Source organism: Mesorhizobium sp. B283B1A (genome assembly GCF_020165735.1).
GTDB lineage: Bacteria > Pseudomonadota > Alphaproteobacteria > Rhizobiales > Rhizobiaceae > Mesorhizobium > Mesorhizobium opportunistum.
In genome coordinates this window covers 143,176-170,000 of the sequence record NZ_JAIUIQ010000009.1, presented here as the reverse complement: position 1 = coordinate 170,000, position 26,825 = coordinate 143,176, and the positions used below count along the sequence as shown (strand labels likewise).

The following is a 26,825-nucleotide window of genomic DNA, read 5'->3' as shown; positions in this document are numbered from 1 at the left end:
CACGGAAAATGTCATAGCCGAACTCGGCAATGATCCGCCGCTTATCGCGGACGGTCGCAGCGGCCCGCCCGATCGGCGCGAGGTTTCTGCGCGCTGGCTGTCGGGAACATTCCTGACCGGCGTGACCTCGAGTGTGTTGATGGGCGTGGCGCTGTTCGCCGCCCTTGACGGGCGCCAGCAATTGGCGACGCCACCCGAAATCGCCGAATTGATCGGCCTTGCCAGCAATGGCGATTCCGGCGAGGTGGCCAAGACGACAAGGCTGGTGGCGCCCCGTCAGATCGCCAAGGCCAAGGACCGCCGCCGCATGGAAGTGTCGATGGTCACCAAGGTCGGCGACCGCGATGTCATCCACACCATGCCGTTCGTGCAGATCAAGATGGCGCTCGCCGCCGGCCACACCACCAGCCGGCCCTACCCGCCTTTCGACCCGATGCAGGTGTTCGGCGACGACGGCGATGACGCCTCGGCGCAGCCCGCTGCCGCGTCCGCCGCCGCCGGTCAGATTTATGGCGCCAAGGTCGAAAGCGAGATGAGCCTGAAGACCGTGGATTTCCCCATCCAGACGGCTTCCTTCGACGAAAAGAGCGACCTGTCCGCCGATGAGGTGGAAAAGGTGGTGCGCGAAGCCGGCACCGACCTCAGCGACGGCGCCGTGCAGGTCGCTTCACTCCATTATGTCGACCCGCAACGATTCGGCGAAGCCTTTGCCGAAAGCATGGCCGGCTCCTATGACGTGAAGATCGTACCGGAAAACGTCTCCGTGGCGCCGCGCGCCAATGTCGACGACCAGGCGCCGGCTTTCGCCGAGGAAATCATTCCCTTCACCAGGGATACCGAACTTACCGAGGCCTTCGCCGATTCGGGCTACACGGGCGAAGACGCCACCGGCATGGCCGAAGCAATCGCCAAGCTCTTGAACGCCCCGGCACTCAAGGCGGGAACGGTGCTGCGAGTGGGCCTCGAGGTTCGCGGCGATGCCGCAAAGGTCGTGCGCACCAGCGTCTACGACAAGACTACGCATATCGTCACCATCGCGCTCGACGACCGCGGCCAGTATGTGCCCGCGCAGGAACCGGAGCCCAATCCCGAACTTTTGACCGCGTTCGACGATTCGTCGGCGCCCGTGGTGGTGCGCGGCAATCTTCCCAATGTCTATGACGGCATCTATCGCACCGCCTATTCCTACGGCATGTCGAAGGCGATGACCCAGCGGCTGATCAAGCTGCTTGCGCCTGGCGTCGACTTCCAGTCGCGGCTCAATCCGTCGGACAGGCTGGAAGTGCTGTTCTCGCAGCCGGACGGGGACGATCAGACTTCCGACAATTCGGACCTTCTCTATGTCTCGGCAACATTTGGCGGCACGACGCGCAACTTCTACCGCTTCCAGATGCAGGACGGCAGCACGGACTATTTCGACGAGAATGGATCGAGCGCCGAGCAGTTCCTGCTGCGCAATCCACTGCCAAACGGGAGATTCACCTCCGGGTTTGGTGCACGCAAGCATCCTATTCTCGGCTATGTCCGCATGCACACGGGCACCGATTGGGCTGCTCCCATCGGATCGCCGATCATCGCCGCCGGTAACGGCGTGGTCGAGAAAGCGGGCTGGGCCGGTGGCTATGGCAAGCAGATCATCTTGCGCCATGCCAACGGGTACGAGACCTCCTATAATCACCAGAGCGCTTTCGCCAAAGGCATCGCGCCTGGCGTTCGTGTCCGGCAAGGCCAGGTCATCGGCTACCTCGGCCAGACCGGCCTCTCCACCGGTCCACACCTCCACTACGAACTGATCGTCAATGGCACCAAGGTTGATTCTATGCGCGTCCGGCTGCCGGTCGGCAAGGTGCTGAAGGGCGACGATCTCGTCGCCTTCAAGCGCGAGCGCGAGCGCATCGACGATCTCCTGAAGCAGGAAGACGGCAATTCGCTGAAGGTCGCCAGCGCCAAGATCGAAGGCTGAGCCTTCGAATTTCAGTCCTGCCGGGTTTTGGCTTGCGGCGACGGTTTGGCTTGCCGCTGCCAGGGCAATGGCTCCCCGGAAATGGTCGTCCAGGCAATCACTGTCGAAAGCAGGCATAGCAGCGCCGTCACCAAGGAGACGGCGGCAAACGCCGCATCGCTGGCCGCGAGCCTTGCCGCATCGAGCGCCGGCGCAAGTTCGGCCGGCGCCGGTTCGCCGAAGCCAGGCACGCCCGGCGCCGCACTCCCGTCCAGTGCGTTGGCGTACACCCAGGCGGCCAGCGACCCCATCGCCGCCACGGCGATCAGTCCCCCGATGCGCGAGACGGCATTGTTGATGCCGGAGGCAGCGCCTGTATCCTTGTCTTCCACCGCCGTCATGATCGCGGTCGACAAAGGTGAGACGACCAGCGCCATGCCAAGCCCCATCAGCGCCATCAGCGGAAATATCCCCGTCCAGAAATGATGGAAGCCAACATAGGCGAGCAGGGCAAGCCCGGCGAAGGCGACCGCCACGATCAGGCTGCCGCAGGCGATCGGGAAACGCGGTCCGATCCGGTCCGACAATTGGCCGACCGGTCCCGACAGAAGCGCGATCAATGCCGACAGCGGCAGGAAGATGAAGCCGACTTCGGCCGTGCTCAGCCGCCAGCCGGCGATCAGCAGCATGGGTAGGTAGAAAAGATTGGCCGACAGCGCGAAATAGAGGAAGAAGGTCGCCACATTGGCGCCGGCGAAAGCGCCGATGCGAAACAGGCTGAGGTCGATCATCGGCTCACGCTGCCGCTGCTCGAACAGGATGAAGACGACCAGCAGCACGGCACCGGCGGCAATGCTGGGCCCAGCCATATGGCCCTCGCCGCTGGCGCTCATCGAGGTCAGTCCATAAGCGAGCGCGCCGAAAGCCAATGTCGCGAGCGCGCCGCCACCAAGATCGAGGCTGCGCTTCTCCGTCGGTGCATCGGCCGGGATCTTGACGAGCAGCAGATAGATCGAGATCAGGCCGAGCGGCAGGTTGACGGCGAAGATCGCCCGCCAGATGCCGTCGCCGAAAGCAGAAAGCACCAGGCCGCCGAGCACGGGACCAAGCGCGGTGGTCAAGGCCGAGGCCGCCGCCCAGATGCCGATCGCTCGCCCGCGCTCCTTTTTCGGGTAGGCCTTGGCGATGATGGCGAGGCTGCCGGGCACCATGATCGCGGCACCAATGCCCTGGAGGGCGCGAAACGCGATCAGCACGACAGCGTTCGGCGCCAGCGCACAGGCGAGCGATGTGGCGACGAAAAGCGCAATGCCGGCCACGAAGGCGCGGCGCAGCCCGAACCGATCGCCGGCGGCACCGCCGGCTAGGATCAGCGCCGACAGCGTCAGCGCATAGGCATTGGAAATCCACTGCGCCTCGGCGAGGCTGGCGCCGAGATCGACGCGGATCGCCGGCATGGCGATGGCCAGGATCGAGCCATCGATGAAGCCGAGCGCCGAAGCAAGGATCGCTGCGATCAACACGTATCGCCGCTGCGATTGCGGACAGAAGGTTCCGGTGGTGACCGGGCTGGTCAGCGGGATGGCGGCTGCTTTGCTTGGTGAATGCATGGAACCCTGCTTAGACCGCCATTGTGTTTGCAACAACCGGCCAGCACCTTGCTGTCCTTGAAACCAGCCAGTTGGCCAGGATGACGCTCTATCGGATGCAAACGGCCGCAGTCATGCTAGGTTCCGGCGCGAGCAACAGGCGGGGAGAAATCGATGAAGCGCCCACTTGAAGCATCGGCGGAGGGACGTGGCCGCATCGTCGGCATCACCGACGGCGTGTTCGCCATCGCGCTGACCCTGATCGTGCTCGAGATCAGGGTGCCGGCGCATGAGGCTGTTCATTCCGAGCGCGATCTGCTTGCCGCCATCGCGGCACTGGCGCCACGCTTCCTGACCTACGCCTTGAGTTTCCTGACGCTGACCATCTTCTGGTTCGGCCAGCAGGCGCAACATGGGCTGATCGCCAAATCCGACCGGCGGCTCGCCACGCTGAACCTCTGCTTTCTCGCCTTCATCGCCCTGCTGCCATTCTCGACGGACCTTCTGGCCGACTTCCTCGAATTCAGGACCGCGGTTCTTGTCTATTGGCTCAATCTGCTGATGCTCGGCGTCACGCTGTTCGCCAGCTGGCGCTACGCCGAGAAGAACGGCTTTGTGGCGGAAGATGTCGACGCGCAAACGAAACGCACGGTCTATCTGCGCATCGTCAAGGCACAGATTCTATGGGCGATCGGCGCCGCACTTTGCCTGGTCACCCCTCTGCTCAGCGTCGGCTTCATTCTGGTGGTGCAGCTGGTCTATGCCGCCGCGCTGCGCGGCTCATTGCTGCGCAAAGTCATCGGTTGAAGGTCCACCGACGAACTCCACGGTGACGCCTGGCGACACCAGCTTGGCAAGCTCGCGCGCGTCCCAGTTGGTCAGGCGCACGCAGCCATGGCTTTCGGTCTTGCCGATCTTCGACGGCTCCGGCGTGCCATGGATGCCGTAGGTCGGCTTGTCCAGCGCGATCCACACCGAACCAACCGGCCCGTTGGGACCTGGCGGGATGGTCAGGATCTTGTCGTTCTGGCCCTGCTTGAAATTGATGTTGGGATTGTAGGTGTAGTTCGGGTCGAGCGCGATGCGCGACACCGTGTGGATACCGGTGGGCGACGGCGTGTCGGCCGAGCCGATGGTCGCGGGATAGGCTGCGACCAGCTTGCCGCCCGCATCGTAGGCGTAGACTTCCTTCTTGCCCTTGTCGGCGACGATGCGCGCGACCGGGGTCGACACCAGCTTGCCGAAATTGGCAACCTTGATGATCGTCCCGGGGCGATTGAAGTCGAGGCCCTTGTTGATCGACTTCAGATAGTTTTCGTCCATGTGGAAGCGCTCCGCCAGCGCTTCGGGCACCGACGTGTAGCCCATGCGGTCGAGCTGCGCCTTCTGGCTGTAGTCTTCCGGGATCGAGGCGACGTAGGGGCCGGCCGCATCCTCTGGCGTGATGGTGTAGTTGGCAAAGGCATCGCCGCCCGATTGCGCAAGAGCGGCCTGGATACCGACCGCATCGGTCGACTTCAAATTGCTGCCGGTGATCTCGTTGTATGCGGCGAGCGCCTTGTCGACGTTCGAGCCGAAGCGCCCGTCTATGACGCCGGGCGAAGCACCGCCGCGGTCGAGCAGCACCTGCAGGGCGGCGACATCCTGGCGCGCTCCCAGCGACAGCGACGGGTCGACCGCTGTGTTGCCGCCAGCATTCGGCGGCAGCGCCGCCTGATCGGCGGGCGCGTCTTGATCCTCGGGCGCTGCCGGCTGGAGAGGATCTATCGAGGCTTCATCGAGCGGCTGGCGCTTGATGGTATGCGGCTTTGCCGGCTGCGGCGCATCGGGGTAATTGTTGTCGTAGCTGCCGTCGTCCTGCGGTGCCGGCGGGTAGGCCTCCACCGAATTGTCGCCGTCATCCGCGGGCGGCGGGATGACCCGGCCTTCCTCTTCCAACTGCTTGCGGCGGAAGCGTGCCATGTCTTCCGGATCGTCGAGATAGTAGCGGTCATCGTCGGCGGGGCCGCGGCCCAGCTCGCGCAGCCGCATCTCGCGGCGCAGCGCGCGCCGGTCGAGCCGTGACTGCGGTGGCTGGATGGCGACGACCTTGCCGGTATCGGCATCGACGATGACGCGATTGCCCCTGGCGTCGTAGTAGATATCGAGATTGCCGTCCTGCGCGACAAGGATGCCGCCGGCATCGGCAGCACGGACAACCCTTGGTGCATCGTCCTGCGTCGGTGCGGCAAACGCACCGGAGGACACAAGCCCGGCGGCGAGCGCCGAAAGGGCAAAGATCGTGCGGAACATTGTAGCCAACTCTCCGGTCCGTAAATTGCCGCCGCCCGGCATTGTTCTTTAGGATGCCACATCATGCCTTCCGAAATCGAAACGATTTTCGGGCCGATGCGGTAGGCGAACCCCCTCGCCAGCAAACCAGTTAACCACCTTATGGTTCCAACATGAACCGGGCATGAAGATGGCGGCTTCCGGCGTCTCTCGGAATATTGGCTAGCTTGCGCCAAGCCCCAGTTGCTTGCGCGCCTGCTTCGTCAGTTTCAGGGCGACCAGGCGATGGCTCTCGCGCAGGTAGTCCTTCAGCGCCGCATCATCCACGCTCTGGCTTGTCTGACGCTGGATCCATTTCATGCCGCGCGATGCAAGATAGGGCGCGGGCCGACAGCCAGGCTGTTCCTTGAGCACATCATAGGCGATGTCGGAGCATTTGAAGGTGACGAAGAGTTGCTTTCCGTCGTCCCAGCCGCCGATCGCGAAGACCTTGGTCGCGACCTTCCAGACATGGGCGCCGCCCCACTGGACGACATGGTTTGTGGCCGGCAGCGAGGCGCAGAAGCTGTTGTAGTCGTCCAGCGTCATCCGGGCCTCGCTGTTAATAGGAATGCCTAGAAGAAAATGCCGCGCATCCGGGACTGGATGCGCGGCATTGGATCAGGCCGCCGCCTCGGCCGCGACGATCGACGGCTTCGAGCGGAAGTTCAACCGGTCGGATCCGGCCGTCACCTTGACCGTCGAACCGTCGAGGATTTCGCCGAGCAGGATCTTCTCCGCCAGCGGATCCTGCAGGTCCTTCTGCATCACCCGCTTCAGCGGTCGCGCACCATAGGCCGGGTCGTAACCCTTGGCCGCCAGCCATTCGATCGCCTCGTGATCCAGCGCCAGCGTGATCTTGCGATCGACAAGCAGGCTTTCCAGCCGCTTGAGCTGGATTTCGACGATGCGATCCATGTCCTTGCGTCGCAACCGGTGGAACAGGATCACCTCGTCGACACGATTGAGGAACTCCGGCCGGAACGATGCCCTGACGACGCCCATCACCTCGTCGCGTACCGCGTCGACATCCTGGTCCTCGCCGAGATTGACGAGATATTCGGCGCCGAGGTTCGACGTCATGATGATCAGCGTGTTGCGGAAATCGACGGTGCGGCCCTGGCCATCGGTCAGGCGGCCGTCATCGAGAACCTGCAGCAAGACGTTGAAGACATCCGGATGCGCCTTCTCGATCTCGTCGAACAGCACGACCTGATAGGGCCGGCGCCGCACGGCTTCGGTCAGCGCACCGCCCTCCTCATAGCCGACATAGCCGGGAGGCGCGCCGATCAGCCGGGCGACCGAGTGCTTTTCCATGAACTCCGACATGTCGATGCGCACCATGGCGCTGTCGTCGTCGAACAGGAAGCTTGCCAGCGCCTTGGTCAGTTCGGTCTTGCCGACACCCGTCGGCCCGAGGAAGATGAACGAACCGATCGGCCGGTTCGGATCCTGCAGGCCGGCACGGGCCCGACGCACGGCTTTCGAAACAGCCTGCACCGCCTCGCCCTGGCCGACGACCCGCTTGCCGATCTCGTCTTCCATACGCAACAGCTTGTCGCGCTCGCCCTGCAGCATCTTGTCGACCGGAATGCCGGTCCAGCGCGAGACGATATGGGCGACGTGGTCGGGGGTGACCACCTCTTCGACCATCCCCACCTTGCCGTCCTGGGCTTCGGCCTCCTTCAGCTTCTTTTCCAGCTCCGGGATCTTGCCATAGGCAAGTTCGCCGGCGCGCTGGAATTCACCCTTGCGCTGGGCAATGGCCAGATCGTTGCGTGCCTCGTCGAGCTGCTTCTTCAGGTCGGCGGCGAGGCCAAGCTTCTGCTTCTCGGCCTGCCACTTGGCGGTGATCTCGGTCGATTCCTCCTCGAGGCCGACCAGCTCCTTTTCCAGGCGGGCGAGCCGGTCCTTCGAGGCATCGTCCGTCTCGACCTTCAGTGCCTCGCGCTCGATCTTGAGCTGCATGATGCGGCGATCGATCTCGTCCAGCGCCTCGGGCTTCGAATCGACCTGCATCCTGAGCCGCGACGCGGCTTCATCGACGAGATCGATCGCCTTGTCGGGCAGGAAACGGTCGGCGATGTAGCGGTTGGACAGCGTCGCCGCCGCCACCAGCGCCGAGTCCGAGATGCGCACCTTATGGTGCTGCTCGTACTTCTCCTTCAGCCCGCGCAGGATCGAGACGGTGTCCTCCACCGTGGGCTCATCGACGAAGACCGGCTGGAAGCGGCGGGCAAGGGCTGGATCCTTCTCGACATGCTTGCGATATTCATCGAGCGTGGTCGCGCCGACGCAGTGCAGTTCGCCGCGCGCCAGCGCCGGCTTCAGAAGGTTCGACGCATCCATGGCGCCGTCCGCCTTGCCGGCGCCGACCAGCGTGTGCATCTCGTCGATGAACAGGATGATGCTGCCGTTGGCCGAGGTGACTTCTGAAAGCACGGCCTTCAGCCGCTCCTCGAACTCGCCGCGGTACTTGGCGCCGGCAATCAGCGCGCCCATGTCGAGCGCCATCAGCTGCTTGTCCTTCAGCGATTCCGGCACGTCGCCATTGACGATGCGCAGCGCCAGGCCTTCGGCGATCGCGGTCTTGCCGACGCCCGGCTCGCCGATCAGCACCGGGTTGTTCTTGGTGCGGCGCGACAGCACCTGGATGGTGCGGCGGATCTCGTCGTCACGACCAATCACGGGGTCAAGCTTGCCGGCGCGGGCATCCGCCGTCAGGTCGCGCGCGTATTTCTTCAGCGCGTCATAGCCCAGTTCGGCACTCGCCGAATCGGCGGTGCGGCCCTTGCGGACATCGTTGATGACCTGGTTCAGCGCCTGCGCGGTGACGCCGGCCTTGGCCAGGATGTCGGCGGTCTTGGCCGATTTCTCCATGGTGAGCGCCTGCAGCAGCCGCTCGACGGTGACGAAGCTGTCACCAGCCTTCTTGGCCAGTTCCTCGGCGGTCGAGAACACCTTGGCCAGAGGCTGCGCCAGATAGAGCTGGCCGTTGCCGCCTTCCACCTTGGGCATCGCCTCGAGCGCCGTCTCGACGCCGAGCTTGACGTCGCGGACATTGCCGCCGGCGCGCTCGATCAGCGACGCGGCCAGGCCTTCGTCGTCGTCAACGAGGACTTTCAGGATATGTTCGGGGGTGAATTGCTGGTGATTGCGTGAGAGCGCCATGGTCTGCGCGGACTGGATGAAGCCGCGCACGCGCTCGGAATATTTCTCAAGGTTCATATCTGTCTCCTTCCGTCACCGGCCCGCTTTGCGGCACCGGATCAGATTACGGTGACGGACCCGCCCATTCGAGCCGGATCCAGTTCAGCCGAGATATGGTGCATAGGCCATGCCGTCTCAAGACGCCTTGATATCGGTCAATGCATAATATTCCACGTCAGCCCAAACGAAAACGGCGGAGATTTCTCTCCGCCGTTCAACGTCTTGAAATACTGTCCGATCAGTTGTCGATGTCGGTGGTGGCCGGCTCGGCATTGCCGCTGTCGGCGGGGGCCGTGGTCATCTCACCCGTATCGGCGTTGCCGCCACCGGCGTCGACCTGGTCGGCATTGGTGCGAGGACGGCGCGGACGCCGCGGGCGGCGGGCGGCACCGCTCTCGGCGGCTGCCTCGTTGAGTTCGGCCTGGGCCGCCAGACCGGCGGGCGAAAAATTCTCGAATGATGGAGCTGGCTCGGCTGCGGCAACGCTCTCGGCCGGCGACACGGCGCCTTCCGCCTGGACCGGGGCCTCGTTGCGCTGCTGTTGTCCGCCTTGCTCTGCGGAAGCATAATCGCGCTGGCCATTCTGGCCATAGCCGCCATTGGGGCGGCGATCACGGTGGCGTCCGCCATTGTCGCGGCCGCCATTGTTGCGCCCGCTATTATCACGGCCGCCATCACGATTATCGCGGCCGCTTTCCCGGTTCAGTGCCACCTCGGCCGGCATGCCCTCGATCACCGGTTGCGGCCCGGCGCCATGGTTGACCACCGGAACTTGCGGTTCGGAACCAACGTTGCCGCCGTTTCCTGCCCCATTGCCGGACCCGGCATTGTCGAACTCGTCGCGATCCTCGTCGCCGTCATCATCGAAATCGTCGCGATTCTGCTGGACGTTCTGGATCGGCATCTGCGCCTGGGCGGCGGCAATGATGCGATTGTAATGTTCTGCGTGCTGGAGATAGTTCTCCGCCATGACCCGGTCGCCGGAGCTTTGCGCGTCACGTGCCAAGGTGGCGTATTTTTCGGCGATCTGCTGAGCCGATCCACGGATCTTTACGTCCGGACCGTTGCTCTCGTAATTGCGCGTCAGGGGATTCGGCCCCTTGCGGTTGTTGTTGTTGTTGTTGTTATTGCCGCCGCCGCCGCCATTGTTGTTGCGACCGCGCATGCGCCTGTTCTGCTGTTGTGGCCTCATTCGACTCTCTTCATTTTGAAATTTTTGAAAACTCGTAACGAACGGTGGCGCTCATGCAGCCAGCCGTTCGGTTTCTTCACCGGCGTTCGCCCGCATCAATTGCGTTGGCGCCACGTGCCATCCTGTTCCGGTTACATCACTTGCCGGACGATTCCCGCACGAAGCTTGGGCGTCGTTTGCGCAAGAAGGCAGCTATTTCCAAGGAAACCGAATCGCTAAGAGCACTGCCTGCTTCGTCTCATCCGGTTAACGCGACCCTAGCCGCATTCCCCGGCATTGCCAAGCGCTTTTTTCGCACTGCGTCAAGGCTTTCCCCGTTGAAAGACAAGAACCCTGTCGTTTCCACCAAGGTCGCGGAAAGCACCGACCAGTCCATAACTCGCAGACCTGAATATATCCGTAACTTCGTCCTGCTGCGTGCGGCCGATCTCGACCGCAACCCTGCCTTCGGCTTCCAGAAACCTTGCCGCCTCGGCGGCGATGATCCTGTAGGGGTTCAGCCCATCCACGCCGCCATCGAGGGCCAGGCACGGGTCGAAATCGCGGACTTCGTCCTGCAGATTTCCAATGTCTTGAGAAGTTATATAGGGAGGGTTTGCGGCAATTACATGGTATCGGCCTGAAACTTTTTCGAACCAGTCCGACTGCAGCGCCGTGAACCGGCCGCCGAGCCCGAGTTGCCCGGCATTGCCGGTCGCCGTCGCCAGCGCACCGGGGGCGATATCGACACCGGTGGCGGTCGCGGCCGGCTCGGCGCTGAGCAGCGCCAGGGCGATGGCGCCCGTCCCCGTGCCGAGATCGAGGATGCGGCATGCGCCCTCGCGCGCCGCGATTGCCTTGACGAAGGGCAAGATCGCCTCGACCAGCGTTTCGGTATCCGGCCGCGGCTCCAGGGTTTCGGGCGACAGCGACAGGCGCAAACCGTAGAATTCCCGGTAGCCGAGGATGCGATGCACCGGTTCGCCACCGGCCCTTCGTCTCAAGGCGGCGTCGATCGCCTCGATGGCGCGCCCGTGAACCTTGAGCTCCGGATCGGCAATCGCTTGGGTGCGCGTGGTACCGGAAAAATGCTCGACGATCAGCCTGGCGTCGAGCGTCGGATCATCGACAGCGGCGGCCACGAGCCGAGCCCGCGCTTCCCGCAGCAGCGGCCCCAGCGCCTCTGGCAGGCTGTCAGCCATCAAGGCCGATATCGGCGAGCAGCTTCGACTGGTGATCGGCGATCAGCGCGTCGATGACTTCGTCGAGCTCGCCCATCATCACCCGGTCGAGCTTGTAGAGCGTCAGGTTGATGCGATGGTCGGTGACGCGGCCTTGCGGGAAATTGTAGGTGCGGATGCGCTCCGAACGGTCGCCGGAGCCGACCTGCGACTTGCGCGCCTCCGAGCGTTCCTCGTCCGCCTTGCTGCGCTCCATGTCGTAGAGCCGGGCGCGCAGGATCTGCATGGCCTTCGCCCGGTTCTGATGCTGCGACTTTTCCGCCTGCACCACCATGATGCCGGTCGGCAAATGGGTGATGCGGACCGCCGAATCGGTGGTGTTGACGTGCTGGCCGCCCGAGCCGGAGGCCCGCATCGTGTCGATGCGGATATCTTCGGCGCGAATGTCGATATCGACCTCTTCGGCTTCCGGCAGCACTGCTACGGTGGCGGCGGAGGTGTGGATGCGGCCGCTGGCTTCGGTCGCCGGCACGCGCTGCACGCGATGCACGCCGGATTCGAATTTCAGATGGGCAAAGACGCCTCTGCCGGAAATGGTGGCGATGATTTCCTTGAAGCCGCCGGCATCGCCGTCGCTGGCCGACACCGTCTCGAAGCGCCAGCCATGTTCGGCGGCATAGCGCTCATACATGCGAAAGAGATCGCCGGCGAAGAGCGCGGCCTCGTCGCCGCCGGTGCCGGCGCGAATTTCGAGGATGGCGTTCTTGTCGTCGGCGGCATCCCTGGGCAGCAGCAGGAGTTGGATATCCTTCTGCAGCGCCTCGATGCGCTCCTCGACACCAGGCAGATCCGCCTCGGCCAGTGCCCGCATCTCGGCATCGGTGCCCTTGTCGGCGAGCATCGCCTCGAGATCGGCCTGCTCATGCTCGGCCGAGCGCAGCGCCCGAACCTTGGCCACCATCTCCTGCAGCTCGGCATATTCGGATGCCATCTTCACATAGGCGTCCGGCGCCGGTCCGGCCGACATCTGCGCCTCGAGCATCTCGAAACGCTTGACGACTTGATCCATACGATCGCGTGGCAGGTTGACCATGATGAGGCAGCTACAATGGGATCGAGCGGTCGTCGGCAAAGGCCTGCAGCAGCGCCCGCATGGGCAACCCCTGCGCCGGCGCCATCAGATTGTCGTCGAAGAACGCCTTCAATTCTTCCAGCGGCAGCTCCGTCAGCATCGCCTTGACCGGGCCGATCGAGGCCGGCGACATCGAGATCGAGCGGAAACCGAGGCCGATGAGTGCCATCGCCGAAATGGGTTTTCCGGCGAGTTCGCCGCACAGGGTGACCGGCGTGTGGTTGCGGGCACCGGCGTCGGCGATCTGCTTGAGCACGCGCAGGAACGGCGCCGACAGCGTGTCGAAGCGGTTGGCCAGCTGCGTGTTGCCGCGGTCGACCGCCATGACGAACTGGAAGAGGTCGTTCGATCCGACCGAGACGAAGTCGACGGCCTTCATCAATTCGTCGAGTTGGAACAGCAGCGAGGGCACTTCCAGCATGGCGCCGAGCTTGAGGCTGGTCGGCAGATGATGGGCGAAGCGCGACAGATGCCGCACCTCGCGGTCGATGATCTCGCGCGCCTGGGCAATCTCGCCGAGCTCGGTCACCATCGGCAGCATCAGCTTGAGCTCGCGCCCGCCGCTGGCCTTCAGCAGGGCGCGGATCTGGGTGCGCAACAGTCCGGGACGGTCGAGCGTCAGGCGGATTGCTCGCCAGCCGAGCGCCGGGTTCTCTTCCTGGATGGCGCCCTTGAAATAAGGCAGCACCTTGTCGCCGCCGATATCGATGGTGCGGAAGGTGACAGGCTTGCCGCGTGCCGCCTCGAGCACGTCGCGGTAGAGTTTCTCCTGGGCCTCGGCGCGGGGAAAGGTCGAGGCGACCATGAACTGCAATTCGGTGCGGAACAGGCCGATGCCGGCCGCGCCGGCTTCGGCCAGTTGCGGCAGGTCGACCGCCAGCCCGGCATTCATCAAGAGATCGACCTGGACACCGTCCTTGGTCGTCGACGGCTTCTTGCGCAGCTCGCGATAGACCTCTTGCCGGCGTGCCCTGAAACGCACCTTTTCGGCATAGGCGGCTTCGAGATCGGACTGCGGCCGCAGATGGATCGCGCCTTCCTCGCCGTCGACGATGATGGCATCGCCGTTTTCCGCCATGGAGACGGCGCCCTTCATCTGGCCGGCGACCGGAATGCCCATGGCGCGCGCAACGATGACGACATGACTGGTGGCCGCGCCATCCTCGAGCACCAGCCCGCGCAATTTGTCGCGGGGATAGTCGAGCAGCTCGGCCGCTCCCATCGAACGGGCGACGATGATGGCATCCTTCGGCAGCGAGGCGGCGACATCCTCCGGCCCGCGCCCCATAAGCTGGCGCAGCAGCCGGTTGGCGAGGTCGTCGAAATCGCTCATCCGCTCGCGCAGATAAGGATCGGTCATGTGCAGCATGCGCGCACGCATGTCGCTCTGCACCTTTTCGACCGCCGCCTCGGCCGTCAGGCCGTTGCGGATCGCCTCTTCCAGCCGGCGCACCCAGCCGCGGTCATTGGCGAACATGCGGTAGGCTTCCAGCACCTGGCGATGCTCGCCTTCAAAGGCGACGTCGCGGCGTTCCAGCATGTCGTCGATCGACAGCCGCAGCGACCCGAGCGAGGCTTCGAGCCGCCGGACCTCCTCCTCGCTGTCCTCGTTGAACAGATTGGTGACGACGATGCGCGGCTCGTGCAGCACGACGTGGCCAAGTCCGACACCATCGTTGAACGACAGGCCGGTGAAGCTGACCGGGCGGCGTAAATCGAGTTCGAGGCCCGGCCGGGTCAGCCGCGCCAGATCGCCGGTGGCGATCATCTCGGCGATCACCATCGCGGTGGTTTCCAGCGCCTCGACCTCGTCGTCACGGTAGTGGCGCATGGTCTTGTTCTGGACGACCAGGACGCCCAGCGTGCGCCCTGCCCGCAGCACCGGCACGCCGAGGAAGGAATTGTAGATCTCCTCCCCGGTCTCCGGCAGGTAGGCGAAGGCCGGGTGTTCCTGCGCGTTGGACAGGTTGAGCGGCCGCGCGCTCGCCGCGATCGTGCCGACCAGGCCTTGTCCCAGCCTGAGCTGCGCCAGGTGGACGGCGTTCGGGTTCAGGCCCTCGGTGGCATAGAGTTCGAGCACCGAATCGGCGCGCAGCACATAGAGCGAGCACACTTCGGCGACCATGTTGGAGGCGATGTCGCGCACGATCCGGTCAAGCCGCTCCTGCGGCTCCAGCGGCTCCTGCATGAGCTCGCGGAGCCGTTTGAGCAAAACGCGCGGGCCACTGGCCTGATCACGCATCGCGGCTTGTTCTCCAATGGGCTTCTTGCCGGCGCAGTTTCCGCCGCGGCCGGCACTCACGCAACAACTGATTCAGTCTTGCTACTGCTTATCCAGACCGTAGACGGAATGCAAAGTACGAACCGCTAGTTCAGTGTATGGACCGTCGATCAGTATCGAAATCTTGATCTCGGAGGTCGTGATCGCGCGGATATTGATCGAACGGTCGGCCAGCGCCTTGAACGCGGTGGCGGCAACGCCGGCATGGCTTCTCATGCCGATGCCGATGACCGAAACTTTCGACATGCCGGCTTCAGACTGCACGACGTCGTAGCCGACCTCGGCTTTCAGCCGGTCGAGCACGGCAAGCGCCTTGTCGAGGTCGCCCGACGGCACGGTAAAGGTCATGTCGGTGAACTTGCCGTCCTCGGAGATGTTCTGGACGATCATGTCGACATTGATGTTGGCCTCGGCCAGCGGCCCGAAGATGCCGGCGGCGACGCCTGGCCGGTCGCCGACGCGGCGCAGCGAAATCTGGGCCTCGTCCTTGGCGTAGGCAATTCCGGTGACGACCTGCTGTTCCACGATCTCTTCCTCGTCGCAAATGAGCGTTCCGGGAGGAGTGAGCAAATCCCCCATTCCGGGCGCATCGGGATCGTCGAAGGACGACCGCACGAAGGTACGCACCCTGTGCACCATGGCAAGCTCGACCGAACGCACCTGCAGAACCTTGGCGCCGAGCGAAGCCATTTCAAGCATTTCCTCGAACGAAATCTTGGCCAGCCGCCGCGCCTTCGGCTCGATGCGCGGATCGGTGGTGTAAACCCCGTCGACGTCGGTGTAGATGTCGCAGCGGTCGGCCTTGACCGCGGCAGCGATGGCCACCGCGCTGGTGTCGGAGCCGCCACGGCCAAGCGTAGCGATGCGATTGTCGGGCCCAATGCCCTGGAACCCGGCGATCACCGCCACCTGGCCTTCGCCGAAGCGCTTGACCAGGAAGCCGCCGTCGATGTCGAGGATGCGCGCCGCGCCATGCGCGTTGTCGGTCTTGATCGGGATCTGCCAGCCCTGCCAGGAGCGCGCATGCACGCCCATGTTCTGCAAGGTGATCGCCAGCAGGCCCGCAGTGACCTGTTCGCCCGAGGCGACGACCGCGTCATATTCGCGTGCGTCATGCATCGGCGAGGCTTCGCGCGTCCATTGCACCAATTCATTGGTCTTGCCGGCCATCGCCGATACCACGACAGCCACCTCATGACCGGCGTCGACCTCGCGTTTGACGTGACGCGCCACATTGCGGATGCGGGCGATGTCGGCGACGGAGGTTCCGCCGAATTTCATCACGATACGCGCCATGGAAGCGAAATGCCTTTGACTGAAACCGGCCAGGAGCCGAAAGCGGGAGAAAGCGCCCGGCTGACGCCGGCCGCTGAATGCGCGGCCTCCTTAGCCAAATGATGACGGTTTCGCAAGGCTGGCGGCTGATCGCCGCTTTCAAGAAGACGGCATATTGCCTTCCAAGCTTGCGCCGCTTACCAAATATTGCCCGCGAGAAATTCCTTTTGGTTCGGCAAAATAGATGATTGCCCGTCTTCGGCGTGCCATGCGATGGCAGTCGGTACCACTCGTCACCGGCTTCGCCGTGTTGGCGATGATCGTCGGCACCCGTGCCGTGCTCGTCGAAAACCAACGAGCCAATCGCGCCGCCGCTCGCGAGACAATCGAGTATCAAGAGTTGCTGTCGGGGTTGCTTTCAATGGCGCAGGACGCCGAGAGCGGCCAGCGCGGCTATCTCTTGACCGGTGAGAAATCCTATCTCGAACCTTACCGGAAGGCCGTCGATGCCATTCCGGGACAGCTCTCCCGCATCGGCGCAATGACGGCTTCGGACGACCAAATCGTCCAGCAGATCAATCATATCAAGGACGCGCTTTCGCAAAAGCAGGCTGAACAGGCCCGGACGATTGCCCTCTATGACAAGGGCGATGCCGCCGCGGCGCTGCAACTGGTCCGCAGCGGCCAGGGCAAGGCCGCCATGGACGAAATCCGCGCCAGCATGGATACGATCCGCCGCATCAGCGCCGCCGACATCGCCGCACGCGACGAACAAACGGACCGGGTTGAAGCCTGGCTGCGCATCGGTTCGCTGGCGGCCCTTCTGGCGATCTTCGTGCTCGGCGTCTACACCGTCCGCGAATCCCGCCGCCGCTTCCGCGACGTTGTCATCGGCCAGGAAGAGCTGATGCGCAAGAACATCGAACTCGGCAACGAGATCCAGACACGTGAAAAGGCCGAGTCCCAGATACGCCAGATGCAGAAGATGGAGGCGATCGGCCAACTGACAGGCGGTATCGCTCACGATTTCAACAACATGCTGGCGGTGATCATCAGCGCCATGAACCTTGCCCAGCGCAAGCTGAAGCGCGGCGAGCACGACTTGGAAAAGCTCATCGAGGCCGCGACCGACGCGGCCAGCCGCGCCGCCAAGCTGACCTCGCGTCTGCTTGCCTTCTCGCGCCAGCAGCCGCTCGCGCCGCAGGTCGTCGACACCAACCGCCTGGTGACCGGCATGTCCGACCTTTTGCGTCGTGCCCTGGGTGAAGGCATCCGCATCGAAACGGTGCTGGCGGGCGGCCTGTGGAAAACCCACGCCGACCCAAGCCAGATCGAAAACGCGATCCTCAACCTGGCCGTCAATGCCCGTGACGCGATGAGCGAAGATGGCAAGCTGACCATCGAGACCGCCAACAGCCATCTCGACGACGGTTACGCCGCCACCCATGCCGACGTGATCCCCGGCCAATATGTGATGATCGCCGTCAGCGATACCGGCGAGGGCATGTCGGCGGATGTGATGGCGAGGGCATTCGAGCCTTTTTTCACGACCAAGCCGGTCAACAAGGGCACGGGACTTGGGCTGAGCCAGGTGTTCGGCTTCGTCAAGCAATCGGGGGGCCACGTCAAGATCTACTCCGAACGGGACCAGGGCACGACGGTCAGGATCTACCTGCCGCGCTTTTTCGGACCGGAGGAGCCGGCAATACCGGCCGAGCGCGGCGACAGCACCGCCAAGGTCACCGAGACGATCCTCGTCGTCGAGGACGATGCCCAAGTGCGGGCGGCCACGACGGACGCCATGCGCGAACTCGGCTATGAGGTCATCCACGTTGGAAGCGGTCAGGAGGCGCTTGAGAAGCTGGCCGCTGCACCTGGCGTTGCACTTCTCTTCACCGACATCGTCATGCCGGTGATGAACGGCCGCAAGCTCGCTGAGGAGGCGGTGGCGCGCCAACCCGGCCTGAAAGTCATCTTCACCACTGGTTTCACCAGGAATGCCGTCGTCCACAACGGCGTGCTCGACCATGACGTGAACTTCTTGGCCAAGCCGTTCACCATCGAGCAACTGGCCGCGAAGCTGCGCGAGGTGCTGGACACGTAATAATGCATGTTGGCCGCCAGAACTCCGCTTCAGCCCGACGTGGCCACGCCTGTCCATAAGCCCGGATAGTCGACGACGAAGCCGTGCGGCGAAACGTCGAGGATCTCCTCGTAACCGAACATCGGCGCCGCGTAGGCATAGCGGGTCTTGTCAAGGCGACGATAGCTCTGTTCGAGGCGTACCAGTTCCAGCGCCGGGAAGGTCAGGTAGGCAGCCGGAGCGGGCGTCGCCTCGCCGATGCCGAGAGCGAACCGGCGGATCGCCACCAGGTTCGACGCCGGCGTGAAACCGAGATCGATGTCGACGGGGCCGGTAGCAGCGTGCTGCGGTTCGCCGTTCAGCATCCACCGACCGTCGGAATCGCGTTCGATCTCACAGAGCAGGCTCCGCATGCCGAGAACGCCCTCGACCCGTGCTGAACGCGTACGCCAGCCGGCATCGCAAATCGCCTCATAGGCAAGGCAGCATGGCGTGCCGTCCTGGACGAAGATGGCCTGTCCCTTGATACGGAACCCGTCGTCGGTTTGCGAAAGCAGGCAAGCGTCGTGTCCTTCCACATCCAGCCGGCGCCACAGGATCGAAGCCGTCTTCCGTGTCATCGTCGTCTCCTCTATTCAAAGCTATCCTCTCTTCGCCCGCCGGGCCGATCGTGTTTCGCCCCAATGCCCGGCAGGTGACATGTCCTGACAAGGCAGGGCCTGACAAGGCGGGGCCTGATAGGGCTGGTCCTGACAGGGCGGGCTGCTCTGCCAGTGGAGGAAAAATGCTGCCTTGACATTCGCGGCCTCACGCCCGACTTCCTAGCGCATGACCCCGAAATCGATCTCGATTTCGGGGTCATGCGCAGATTCAAAGTGCTACAGCGTCCTTTGCGCGTCCAAGGACATGCGGCGCTTAAGTGCCGAGGAGACCAACCGATGCCCGAGCCCCGACGATCGACGATCGATGCCGGAGAGGTGGAACGCTTTTCCGCCCTTGCCGCGGAGTGGTGGAACCCGAACGGCAAGTTTCGTCCGTTGCACAAATTCAATCCGGTCCGGCTTTCCTACATCCGCGACCAGATAGCGGTGCGCTTCGGCCGTGACCCGCGCGCGGCGCGGCCTTTCGAAGGCCTGCGCATTCTCGACATCGGCTGCGGCGGCGGTCTCCTGTGCGAGCCGATGGCCCGGCTTGGCGCCGAGGTGGTGGGCGCCGACGCTTCGGCGACCAACATCGAAGTGGCGAAGCTGCACGCGGCCGAGGGCAATGTGAGCGTCGATTATCGCGCCACGACCGCCGAGGACCTTGCCGACGCCGGCGAGACGTTCGACGTCATCCTCAACATGGAAGTGGTCGAGCATGTCGCCGACATCGACCTGTTCGTCGCCAAATGCGGGCAGATGGTCCGCCCCGGCGGCATCATGTTCGTGGCCACCATCAACCGCACGCTGAAGGCACTGGGTCTCGCCATCATCGGCGCCGAATATGTATTGCGCTGGCTGCCGCGCGGCACCCACCAATTCGGCAAGCTGGTGCGCCCGGAAGAGCTGGAAAAGGCACTCGGCGGCGCCGGCCTAACCGTCATCGATCGCACCGGCGTCACCTACAATCCGCTTGCCGATCGTTGGTCACGGTCGAAGGACATGGACGTCAACTACATGGTGCTGGCCGAAAAGGCATCGGTCTGACGACCACACTCCCTGGAGAAATGACCGGCATCCAAGGCCCGAGCCCGGCGGCGGAGGTGCCGACTAGATCCAGAATCGCTACGCCTTCTGGCTTTGCGCCCTGGTGGTGGTGACAACGCCAATGGTGATGATGACCGCACCGGCCCAGGTCAGCAGCCGATAGTGCTCGCCAAGAAAAATCGTGCCGGCAAACAGCCCGATGGCGGCCGCCACATAGCCGATCTGGCTGAGATAGACCGGGCCGCCGACCGCTTGCAGCCGGAAGAAGAAGGCGAACATCGCCGCGGCCGACGCAACCTGCCCGACGACGACCAGCGGCACGCCGCCGAGCGGCGCGAAAGCCCTGACGCCGAACAACACAAGTATGCCGGCGAGCAGCAGCGTCGCCGCTGCCAGATGGCTGCCGACGGCCAGTTCGATCGGCCCGGTATCCTGCGGCCAGTCGACGGTGCGGTAGATGTTGCCGGCGGCAAGGCTGACCGGGATCAGCAGGCCCATCACCACCCAGAACAGATCGGCGGGCTGGCCGGCCTCGCCGCGTGTCACCGCCACCATGACGGCGCCGACGAAGCCGACGGCGATACCGATGATGCCGAGAAGGTTGGGGCGCCGGACGCGCAGCAGGATCGAAAACACCAGCGTGATGACGGGCGACAGCGTGAACATGATGCCGGTGTAGCCGGCCCCCAGATGCGGTATGGCCGAGAACATCAAGAGATTGGGGACGGCGTAGGATACCGCCGCGGTGACGAAGAAATAGCGCAGCTTGTGGGCGCTGAGCCGGATGCGCTGGCCGCGTGCCAAGAGCACGCACAGCAGCACGCCGCCGGCCCCGAACGAGATGACGAAGGCCCAGACCATGGCCGGCACCCCAGCCGCCGTTGCAAGCTTGCCGAAAGGCAGCGTCAGGCCGAGCAAGCCACCGGTGACGATGAGCAGGCCGAGCGCCGAATCCCAGAGAAATTTCATTTGATCGAGCCCTGTCGTGCGGCCCTTGGCCGGCATTGAATCTTGCGGTAAGATAATGCAAAGATTCTTAACGTCAAGATATATAGTGGTGAGACAGTGGACAGGGCAGCGCGAGCGATCGAGCAGTGGAAACGGGAGCGGCCGGACCTGGATGTCTCGCCGATGGGCGTGCTCGGACGGCTGAACGAGGCATCGTCCCTGATCGCCCGCGATCGCCTCGCGCCATTGTTTGCCCATTACGGTTTGCAGTCCGGGGAGTTCGATGTGCTGGCGACGCTGCGCCGCTCCGGATCACCCTACGCACTGACGCCGACCGCGCTTTACGAAGCGACGATGGTGACGTCGGGGGCCATGACCAACCGGCTCGACCGGCTCGAGACATCCGGATTGATCTCGCGCGGACCGCACCCCAACGACCGGCGGGGCATTGTGGTGCGGCTGACCGAAAAGGGCCTCGCGCTCATCGACGAGGCTGTCACCGCGCACGTCGCCAACGAACACGAGATCCTCGCGGGCCTGACACAGGCCGAACGGGAAACGCTGTCGCGCCTGCTTGGGAAATTGATCGGCAGTATGGGCTAACCGCTCAGTTGCGGTCGTCCGGGAACACCGGGATCGGCATGAAGTCGACGCCGTCCTCGGCGAGGCTCTTGGCCTCGTCCAGCGTCGCCTCGCCATAGATGCCGCGCGGATCGGTTTCGCCGAAGTGGATTTTTCGGGCTTCCTCGGCGAACTTGTCGCCGACATAGTCGGCATTCTCGCGCACCTTCTCGGCCATCGCCTTCAATTGCGCCAGGGCCTGCTTCTGCGCCTCGCCCATGGCGAGCGCTATGGTTTCCTGCTTGCGTGCGGTGGAAACGGCGGGCGCCATCAGCGCCTTCTGCACCTTGTGCGAGCCGCAGCTCGGGCAATCGACAAAGCCGCGCTTCTTCTGGGTGTCGAAATCGTCATTGCTGCGAAACCAGCCCTCGAACTCGTGCTCGTTTTCGCAGATCAGGGAAAAACGGATCAAGAAGCAGCACCCCTGAGAAGCGGCGCCTCCGCTGAACCGGCATTGACGGTGAAATCCCGCGCATTTTTCAGGTTGGGGATCTTCTTGCGCGCAGCAGCCGACTGCGCCGGGTCGATCTCGGCGACGATCACACCGGGCTCGTCATGCGCGGCCTCGGCGACAATGCGGCCCCACGGATCGACGATCAGCGAATGGCCAAAAGTCTCGCGTCCATCCTCATGCAGGCCGCCTTGCGCTGCGGCAACGACATAGGCGCCATTCTCGATGGCGCGAGCCCTCAGCAGCACATGCCAGTGGGCCTCGCCCGTCTGGCGGGTGAAGGCGGCGGGTACGGTCAAAACATCCGCGCCGGACATGGCCTCGGCTCGGAACAGTTGCGGGAAACGCAGATCATAGCAGACCGCGAAGCCAAGCCTGGCGCCCGCGATCTCGGTCACGACGGCCTCGGTGCCCGGTTCGTAAGCGGCGGATTCGCGCCAGCTCTCGCCATTGTCGAGATCGACGTCGAACATGTGGATCTTGTCGTAGGTGGCGAGCGTGGCGCCATCGGGTCCGAACAGCAGCGCCCGGTTGGCGAGCTTGCCGTCGGCACGCAGGATCGCGGTCGAGCCGATATGCAGGAAGACGCCGAGTTCGCGCGCCAGCCTGCGAGCGGTCGCGACAACGATGTCGTTGTCTTCGGAGGTGAAGGAAGCGGCACGCGCTTCCTTGTCGCGGATCAGCGCTCCGGTCATTTCCGGTGTCTGGATGTAGGTCGCGCCTTGCGCCGCGGCCTCGCGCACCAGCCGTTCGACATCGACCGCATTGCGCTCGGGGCTCTCGCCTGAACGCATCTGGACCGCAGCAGCCTTGAAAACACCCATCGTCACACCCTCAAATCGTCGCGCCGTTGGCGAGAAGCCTGTCCAGCCGGCCTTCGGCCTCCAGCTCATGGAGTTCGTCGCAGCCACCGATATGCGTATCGCCGATGAAAATCTGCGGAAAGGTCGTGCGCCCGTGAGCACGCGAAATCATCTCTTGCCGCAGTTCCGGCGAAAACGAGGCATCATGCTCGGTATAGGCGACACCCTTGCGCTCCAGCAGCCGCTTGGCTGCCGTGCAGTAGCCGCACATCATGCGCGTATAGATCGTGACATCGGCCATGACGAATTCCGTAGTCTCTTCCAAGCTCATACGTCCATTGCCGACTTATATAGTCGCGGACTCGTCCGCCCGAAAGTCCCCCGGCAACACACGGGCAAAGGTCAGCACGTCGACTGCGGCAGCACCTCCCTTTTTCAGCGCCTTGGTAGCGGAACGCACGGTGGCGCCGGTGGTGTAGACATCGTCGACCAGAAGCACCCTGCGGCCGGCAATCTCGATCTCGGCTTCCACCGGCACCCGGAAAGCGGCGCGCACATTGTCCTCGCGTTCCTGCCGCTCCAGCCCCACCTGCTGCCGCGTGAGCTTGACGCGCTGCATCGCCGAGGGTGCGAAAGACAGGCCGCTGAGTTCGCAGACCGCGCGCGCCAGTTCCGCCGACTGGTTGAACCGCCGCCTGAAGAAACGCCGCCAGTGCAGCGGCACCGGCACCACCACATCGGCCTCGGCGATGAGGTCGGCGCCGGCGCGCACCATCCAGCGCGCCATCCATGGCGCAAGATCCGTACGATCCTGGTATTTCAGCCCCTGCACCATCTGGCGGGCAACGCCGGAATAGGCAACGGCCGCCCGCGCCCGGTCGAAGGGCGGCGGATCGGCAATCGCCTCGGCCGACAGAAAGCCTTCGCCCATGTTGTGCGTGAACGGCGTGCCCATCACCGGGCACCAGGGCCGCTCCAGGAGCCGCAGCTTCGGCCAGCAGGCGCCGCACAGCACGCCGGGCTGCGAGACATGCCGGCGGCAGCCGGCGCAAACCGGCGGAAACAGGATGCGCGCCGGCCAGCCGAGGGCCGAGCGGGCCAGGCTTCCGATCTCGACGGACTTGATCTTGGACCTCGGATCGGCCACGTGGTTGGTTCTCCGTACCGGCTATACCAGGTATATCAGGGCGCGGACAAACAAGGATCCGCCCGTTGCAGCCGATAATGGATACCTCTCTGTGGCTGGCGCACAAGCGGCGCGCGCTAGACGCTCCGGTCGACGGTGCCGATTTCCTCATGAACCGCACCGCCGAGGACCTTGCCGACCGGCTGGGTGCCGTCGAGCGCAGGTTCGGCAAGGCGGCGGTGCTGTTTTGCCAGACGCCAGCCGCGGCCAACGTCCTCGCCGCGAGCGGCAAGGTGACGGAGATCGTCCGCGTCGAGACGGACGCGGCTTTCCTGGACGGTGCCGCAGGCATGATCGCACCGCTGGAAACCGTGCCGTTCGAGCCGGAAAGCCTCGATCTGGCGGTGTCGCTTCTGTCGCTGCAGGCGATGAACGACATTCCAGGCATGCTGATCCAGATCCGCCGCGTGCTGCGGCCGGACGGGCTTTTCCTCGGCGCCTTCGCGGGCGCCGGCACGCTCGGTGAATTGCGCGAAAGCCTGCTTGCGGCCGAGACCGAGCTTTACGGCGGCGCCAGCCCGCGCGTGATCCCGTTCACCGACGTGCGCGATGCCGGCGCGCTTTTGCAGCGGGCCGGTCTCGCCCTGCCGGTCGCCGATGTCGAAACCGTGACGGTGCGCTATGCCAACCTGTTTGCCCTGATGGCCGATTTGCGCGCCATGGGCGAAACCAGTGCGCTTGCCGACCGCAGCCGGCGACCGGGCTCACGCAAGCTGTTCGCGCGTGCCGCCGAAATCTACGCCGAGCGGTTTTCCGACCCTGATGGCCGGATAAGGGCGAGTTTCTCAATCGTCTGGATGTCCGGCTGGGCGCCCGATGCGTCGCAGCAAAAACCGCTGAAGCCAGGTTCGGCAAAGGTATCGCTGAAGACTGTTCTGGAGGGGCCTGAAAAGCATTGAGCTGTCCGCGACGCGGACAAGCCAAGATCAATGCGCGCCAAGATCAAAGCGCGCCAGGGTCAATGCGCGCCAGGATCAATGCGCAAAAGCGTTGGCAAGCCTGCTGCCATTGTCGCTGAACAGCCAGGTGATCGAGTTGAAGACTTGGCCGATGCCGCCAATGATGGTCAGCGACAGCACGCAGACAATCAAGGCGTATTCGACGGCAGTGGCGCCGGTCTCATCCGTCAGAAAACGCAGCAGCACTGTTTTCATCGCCTCGATCCCTCTTGCCGGAACCCTACCGCCGATCTGTTAAGAAAGGTTAACGGCAAAGGCTTAACGGGCGGTGAAATCACCGACCTCTGGAAAATCTCTTAACCATATCAACAGTCGCCGCTGCTCCTGCCGTCGGACCGGATGATGCAGACTGAACTTGGCTGAGCCTGCAGCACGCTGCGACGCACCGTATAGATGCTGCGATGACTGACCGAACCCGTGGCCGTCATGTCGACCCCACCGGAAAAATCGTCACGAACCGATTGCGAGCGCGTCCGGCTGTCGAGGAAAGGTGTCGCGATCAGCGCCAGTGCCACCGCGGCCGAGCCGAACAGCAGGGTGATGCGCAGCACCCCCATGCCGGCGTCGGCGACACGAAAGCTGCGGTCGGGCCGGATCGAGTCCCAATCCCTGTCTAGGCTCATGCTGTCGCTCCCCAGCGAATCGGCGGCACGGCCGCGACAACACGGCCATGCATCAATTTTTCATGATGAGATAAATCTTCCATTAACGCTGGCTGATACGGCCCGGTACCGTGGATCCGGACCGGCCACCGGCGGCACGTGGCCTTGCCCTGCTCACAGAAGATCGATGAGGAACGGGATCAGCGGAGCATCGGCCGGAGGCATCGGATAGTCGCGCATCTGCTTGGGCCGCACCCATTTCAGCGCCTGCCCTTCCCTGGGCTGGGCAATGCCGCGGAAACGGCGGCAGATGAACAGCGGCATCAGAAGATGGAAGTCGTCATAGGAATGGCTGGCGAAGGTGAGTGGCGCCAGACATGGGATCTCGGTCTCGATGCCGATCTCCTCCTGCAGTTCGCGGATGAGGCATTGTTCCGGCGTCTCGCCGCGCTCGACCTTGCCGCCGGGGAATTCCCACAGGCCGGCAAGCTGCTTGCCTGGCGGTCGCTGCGCCAAGAGCACGCGGCCGTCGGCATCGACCAGCGCGCAGGCCGCGACCAGCAGCAGGCGCTTGCCCGTGCTTGCTAGATCATTCATGTATTCACCAGCTCATTCATGCCCGACGTCACTCATGACCGGGCGGCCGGCGGTAGTGGTAGCGATAGACTTCCTCGAAGCCGAGCGAATGGTAGAGTGCCAACGCCGGCACGTTGCCGGCCGCGACCTGCAGCCATGCCTCCCGCGCGCCGCGCAGCCGTGCCCATTTCAGCGCCGACAGGATCAGGTTGCGGCCATGGCCCTTGTTGCGCGCCGACCTGTCGGTCGCCACCTCGAACAGCCCGGCAAGATCGCCGTCATGCACGCAGATCAGCGTCGCCAGCGGTTCTGCCCCGTCTTCGAGCGCGAACAGCCCGGCTTCGGGTTGGATGGCGCCGATGATCTCCGACAGGCCGGGCCGCAACGAAACATCCGAGCCGCTGACCTTCAGCGAGGCGCCTATGAAGCGGCTGATGTCCTTGAGCGGTATCTGGTCCATGGCGGTGTCGAGCTGCGCGGCCGCCAGCGGCAGCCGCATGACCAGGGATTCGTCGAACCGGTTCCAGCCCTCCTTGTCGAGATGACTGGCCAGATCAGGCCCAGACAGCGGCGACATGCGGAATGTCAGCGGCCGGCCATAGGCGTCGAAACGGCGGCTGGCGCGGCCGATGCGGTCGGCCATGTGCTGCGTGTCGCCGGGATCGAGCGGATTGACCGAATTCAGGCGCTTGGCCGGATGGCCGGCGGTCAGCCGCACCACCCAGGTACCGTCATAATGGACCGCGGCCGCCGGCCAGGCGCGAAAGCCGGCCGCCTCGTAGCGGCGCACGGTTGCGAGCATGCTTGCCGGATGGCG

General features: G+C 64.1%; 25 protein-coding genes (1 of these 25 running past the window's edge). 6 read left to right on the top strand and 19 right to left on the bottom strand.

Annotation, left to right across the window (positions count from 1 at the left end; genetic code table 11):
- Nucleotides 1–1,963, top strand: partial view of a M23 family metallopeptidase gene (locus LB577_RS10240; protein ID WP_023780263.1) — the 3' portion only. 8 nt of this gene lie to the left of the window's left edge; only the last 1,963 of its 1,971 coding nucleotides appear in the window; its start codon lies beyond the left edge, outside the window; it ends in the stop codon at nucleotides 1,961–1,963.
- An 11-nt stretch (nucleotides 1,964–1,974) separates the two neighbouring features.
- Here the strand turns inward: LB577_RS10240 and LB577_RS10235 are convergent, their stop codons facing one another.
- Nucleotides 1,975–3,552 carry an MFS transporter gene (locus tag LB577_RS10235; protein WP_224686618.1) on the bottom strand — a complete coding sequence of 526 codons (1,578 nt, stop codon included), beginning with the start codon at nucleotides 3,550–3,552 and terminating at the stop codon, nucleotides 1,975–1,977.
- Between the two features lie 153 nt (nucleotides 3,553–3,705).
- Between LB577_RS10235 and LB577_RS10230 the strand changes: the two genes are divergently transcribed.
- Nucleotides 3,706–4,338, top strand: coding sequence for a TMEM175 family protein (locus LB577_RS10230; RefSeq protein WP_023763938.1), 633 nt, complete (start codon nucleotides 3,706–3,708; stop codon nucleotides 4,336–4,338).
- On the opposite strand, the gene LB577_RS10225 is transcribed toward LB577_RS10230, so the two are convergent.
- The 8 genes from LB577_RS10225 to LB577_RS10190 form a co-directional block, all read right to left on the bottom strand.
- A complete protein-coding gene (locus tag LB577_RS10225) occupies nucleotides 4,312–5,823 on the bottom strand; it encodes a L,D-transpeptidase family protein (protein ID WP_224686617.1) in 1,512 nt (503 codons plus the stop codon). The genes LB577_RS10230 and LB577_RS10225 overlap by 27 nt on opposite strands.
- Nucleotides 5,824–6,024: 201 nt before the next feature.
- Nucleotides 6,025–6,390 carry an MmcQ/YjbR family DNA-binding protein gene (locus LB577_RS10220; RefSeq protein ID WP_023780265.1) on the bottom strand — a complete coding sequence of 122 codons (366 nt, stop codon included), beginning with the start codon at nucleotides 6,388–6,390 and terminating at the stop codon, nucleotides 6,025–6,027.
- A gap of 72 nt (nucleotides 6,391–6,462) precedes the next feature.
- The gene (gene clpB / locus LB577_RS10215) at nucleotides 6,463–9,069 is read right to left on the bottom strand and encodes an ATP-dependent chaperone ClpB (RefSeq protein ID WP_224686616.1); all 2,607 of its coding nucleotides are present in this window, start codon (nucleotides 9,067–9,069) and stop codon (nucleotides 6,463–6,465) included.
- 220 nt (nucleotides 9,070–9,289) lie between these two features.
- The gene (locus tag LB577_RS10210) at nucleotides 9,290–10,243 is read right to left on the bottom strand and encodes a DUF4167 domain-containing protein (protein WP_224686615.1); all 954 of its coding nucleotides are present in this window, start codon (nucleotides 10,241–10,243) and stop codon (nucleotides 9,290–9,292) included.
- A 302-nt stretch (nucleotides 10,244–10,545) separates the two neighbouring features.
- Entirely contained in the window at nucleotides 10,546–11,424 is an 879-nt protein-coding gene (gene prmC / locus LB577_RS10205; RefSeq protein WP_224686614.1) for a peptide chain release factor N(5)-glutamine methyltransferase, read from the bottom strand.
- The gene (prfA, locus tag LB577_RS10200) at nucleotides 11,417–12,496 is read right to left on the bottom strand and encodes a peptide chain release factor 1 (RefSeq protein WP_013892871.1); all 1,080 of its coding nucleotides are present in this window, start codon (nucleotides 12,494–12,496) and stop codon (nucleotides 11,417–11,419) included. The genes prmC and prfA overlap by 8 nt, the downstream gene beginning before the upstream one ends.
- Before the next feature lie 10 nt (nucleotides 12,497–12,506).
- A complete protein-coding gene (gene ptsP, locus LB577_RS10195) occupies nucleotides 12,507–14,777 on the bottom strand; it encodes a phosphoenolpyruvate--protein phosphotransferase (protein WP_023763932.1) in 2,271 nt (756 codons plus the stop codon).
- A gap of 81 nt (nucleotides 14,778–14,858) precedes the next feature.
- Nucleotides 14,859–16,112 (bottom strand): aspartate kinase, encoded by a 1,254-nt coding sequence (locus tag LB577_RS10190; protein WP_224686613.1) that lies wholly within the window; start codon nucleotides 16,110–16,112, stop codon nucleotides 14,859–14,861.
- Between the two features lie 247 nt (nucleotides 16,113–16,359).
- Here LB577_RS10190 and LB577_RS10185 point away from each other — a divergent pair, with 247 nt between their 5' ends.
- Nucleotides 16,360–18,195 (top strand): CHASE3 domain-containing protein, encoded by a 1,836-nt coding sequence (locus LB577_RS10185; RefSeq protein WP_411969233.1) that lies wholly within the window; start codon nucleotides 16,360–16,362, stop codon nucleotides 18,193–18,195.
- Between the two features lie 29 nt (nucleotides 18,196–18,224).
- Here the strand turns inward: LB577_RS10185 and LB577_RS10180 are convergent, their stop codons facing one another.
- The gene (locus LB577_RS10180; RefSeq protein WP_224686611.1) at nucleotides 18,225–18,794 is read right to left on the bottom strand and encodes a putative glycolipid-binding domain-containing protein; all 570 of its coding nucleotides are present in this window, start codon (nucleotides 18,792–18,794) and stop codon (nucleotides 18,225–18,227) included.
- 318 nt (nucleotides 18,795–19,112) lie between these two features.
- On the opposite strand from LB577_RS10180, the gene ubiG reads away from it, so the two are divergent.
- The gene (gene ubiG, locus LB577_RS10175; RefSeq protein WP_224686610.1) at nucleotides 19,113–19,862 is read left to right on the top strand and encodes a bifunctional 2-polyprenyl-6-hydroxyphenol methylase/3-demethylubiquinol 3-O-methyltransferase UbiG; all 750 of its coding nucleotides are present in this window, start codon (nucleotides 19,113–19,115) and stop codon (nucleotides 19,860–19,862) included.
- A gap of 78 nt (nucleotides 19,863–19,940) precedes the next feature.
- Here the strand turns inward: ubiG and LB577_RS10170 are convergent, their stop codons facing one another.
- On the bottom strand, nucleotides 19,941–20,831 hold the full coding sequence (locus tag LB577_RS10170) for a DMT family transporter (RefSeq protein WP_224686609.1): 891 nt from the start codon (nucleotides 20,829–20,831) through the stop codon (nucleotides 19,941–19,943).
- A gap of 96 nt (nucleotides 20,832–20,927) precedes the next feature.
- Between LB577_RS10170 and LB577_RS10165 the strand changes: the two genes are divergently transcribed.
- Nucleotides 20,928–21,413: a MarR family winged helix-turn-helix transcriptional regulator gene (locus LB577_RS10165; protein WP_224686608.1), complete on the top strand. Its 486-nt coding sequence runs from the start codon at nucleotides 20,928–20,930 to the stop codon at nucleotides 21,411–21,413.
- A gap of 4 nt (nucleotides 21,414–21,417) precedes the next feature.
- Here the strand turns inward: LB577_RS10165 and LB577_RS10160 are convergent, their stop codons facing one another.
- The 4 genes from LB577_RS10160 to LB577_RS10145 are packed head-to-tail and all read right to left on the bottom strand — an operon-like array spanning nucleotide 21,418 to nucleotide 23,832.
- Complete coding sequence (locus tag LB577_RS10160) at nucleotides 21,418–21,843, bottom strand: DUF1178 family protein (RefSeq protein WP_023780274.1); 426 nt, start codon at nucleotides 21,841–21,843, stop codon at nucleotides 21,418–21,420.
- The gene (locus LB577_RS10155; RefSeq protein WP_023780275.1) at nucleotides 21,840–22,706 is read right to left on the bottom strand and encodes a carbon-nitrogen hydrolase family protein; all 867 of its coding nucleotides are present in this window, start codon (nucleotides 22,704–22,706) and stop codon (nucleotides 21,840–21,842) included. Before LB577_RS10155 ends, LB577_RS10160 begins: the two co-directional genes overlap by 4 nt.
- 10 nt (nucleotides 22,707–22,716) lie before the next feature.
- Entirely contained in the window at nucleotides 22,717–22,986 is a 270-nt protein-coding gene (grxC, locus tag LB577_RS10150) for a glutaredoxin 3 (RefSeq protein WP_224686607.1), read from the bottom strand.
- A gap of 45 nt (nucleotides 22,987–23,031) precedes the next feature.
- Entirely contained in the window at nucleotides 23,032–23,832 is an 801-nt protein-coding gene (locus LB577_RS10145) for a ComF family protein (RefSeq protein WP_224686606.1), read from the bottom strand.
- 65 nt (nucleotides 23,833–23,897) lie between these two features.
- Here LB577_RS10145 and LB577_RS10140 point away from each other — a divergent pair, with 65 nt between their 5' ends.
- Complete coding sequence (locus LB577_RS10140; RefSeq protein ID WP_224686605.1) at nucleotides 23,898–24,770, top strand: methyltransferase domain-containing protein; 873 nt, start codon at nucleotides 23,898–23,900, stop codon at nucleotides 24,768–24,770.
- A 75-nt stretch (nucleotides 24,771–24,845) separates the two neighbouring features.
- Here LB577_RS10140 and LB577_RS10135 read toward each other — a convergent pair whose 3' ends face one another.
- The 4 genes from LB577_RS10135 to LB577_RS10120 all read right to left on the bottom strand — a co-directional run bounded on the left by LB577_RS10135 (nucleotide 24,846) and on the right by LB577_RS10120 (nucleotide 26,810).
- Nucleotides 24,846–25,025, bottom strand: a complete 180-nt coding sequence (locus tag LB577_RS10135; protein ID WP_023780278.1) for a Flp family type IVb pilin — start codon at nucleotides 25,023–25,025, stop codon at nucleotides 24,846–24,848.
- A gap of 110 nt (nucleotides 25,026–25,135) precedes the next feature.
- Nucleotides 25,136–25,453, bottom strand: a complete 318-nt coding sequence (locus LB577_RS10130; protein ID WP_224686604.1) for a hypothetical protein — start codon at nucleotides 25,451–25,453, stop codon at nucleotides 25,136–25,138.
- Nucleotides 25,454–25,606: 153 nt separating this feature from the next.
- Nucleotides 25,607–26,029, bottom strand: coding sequence for a (deoxy)nucleoside triphosphate pyrophosphohydrolase (locus tag LB577_RS10125; RefSeq protein ID WP_224686603.1), 423 nt, complete (start codon nucleotides 26,027–26,029; stop codon nucleotides 25,607–25,609).
- A 28-nt stretch (nucleotides 26,030–26,057) separates the two neighbouring features.
- A complete protein-coding gene (locus tag LB577_RS10120) occupies nucleotides 26,058–26,810 on the bottom strand; it encodes a GNAT family N-acetyltransferase (RefSeq protein WP_224686639.1) in 753 nt (250 codons plus the stop codon).
- Nucleotides 26,811–26,825: the final 15 nt, after the last annotated feature.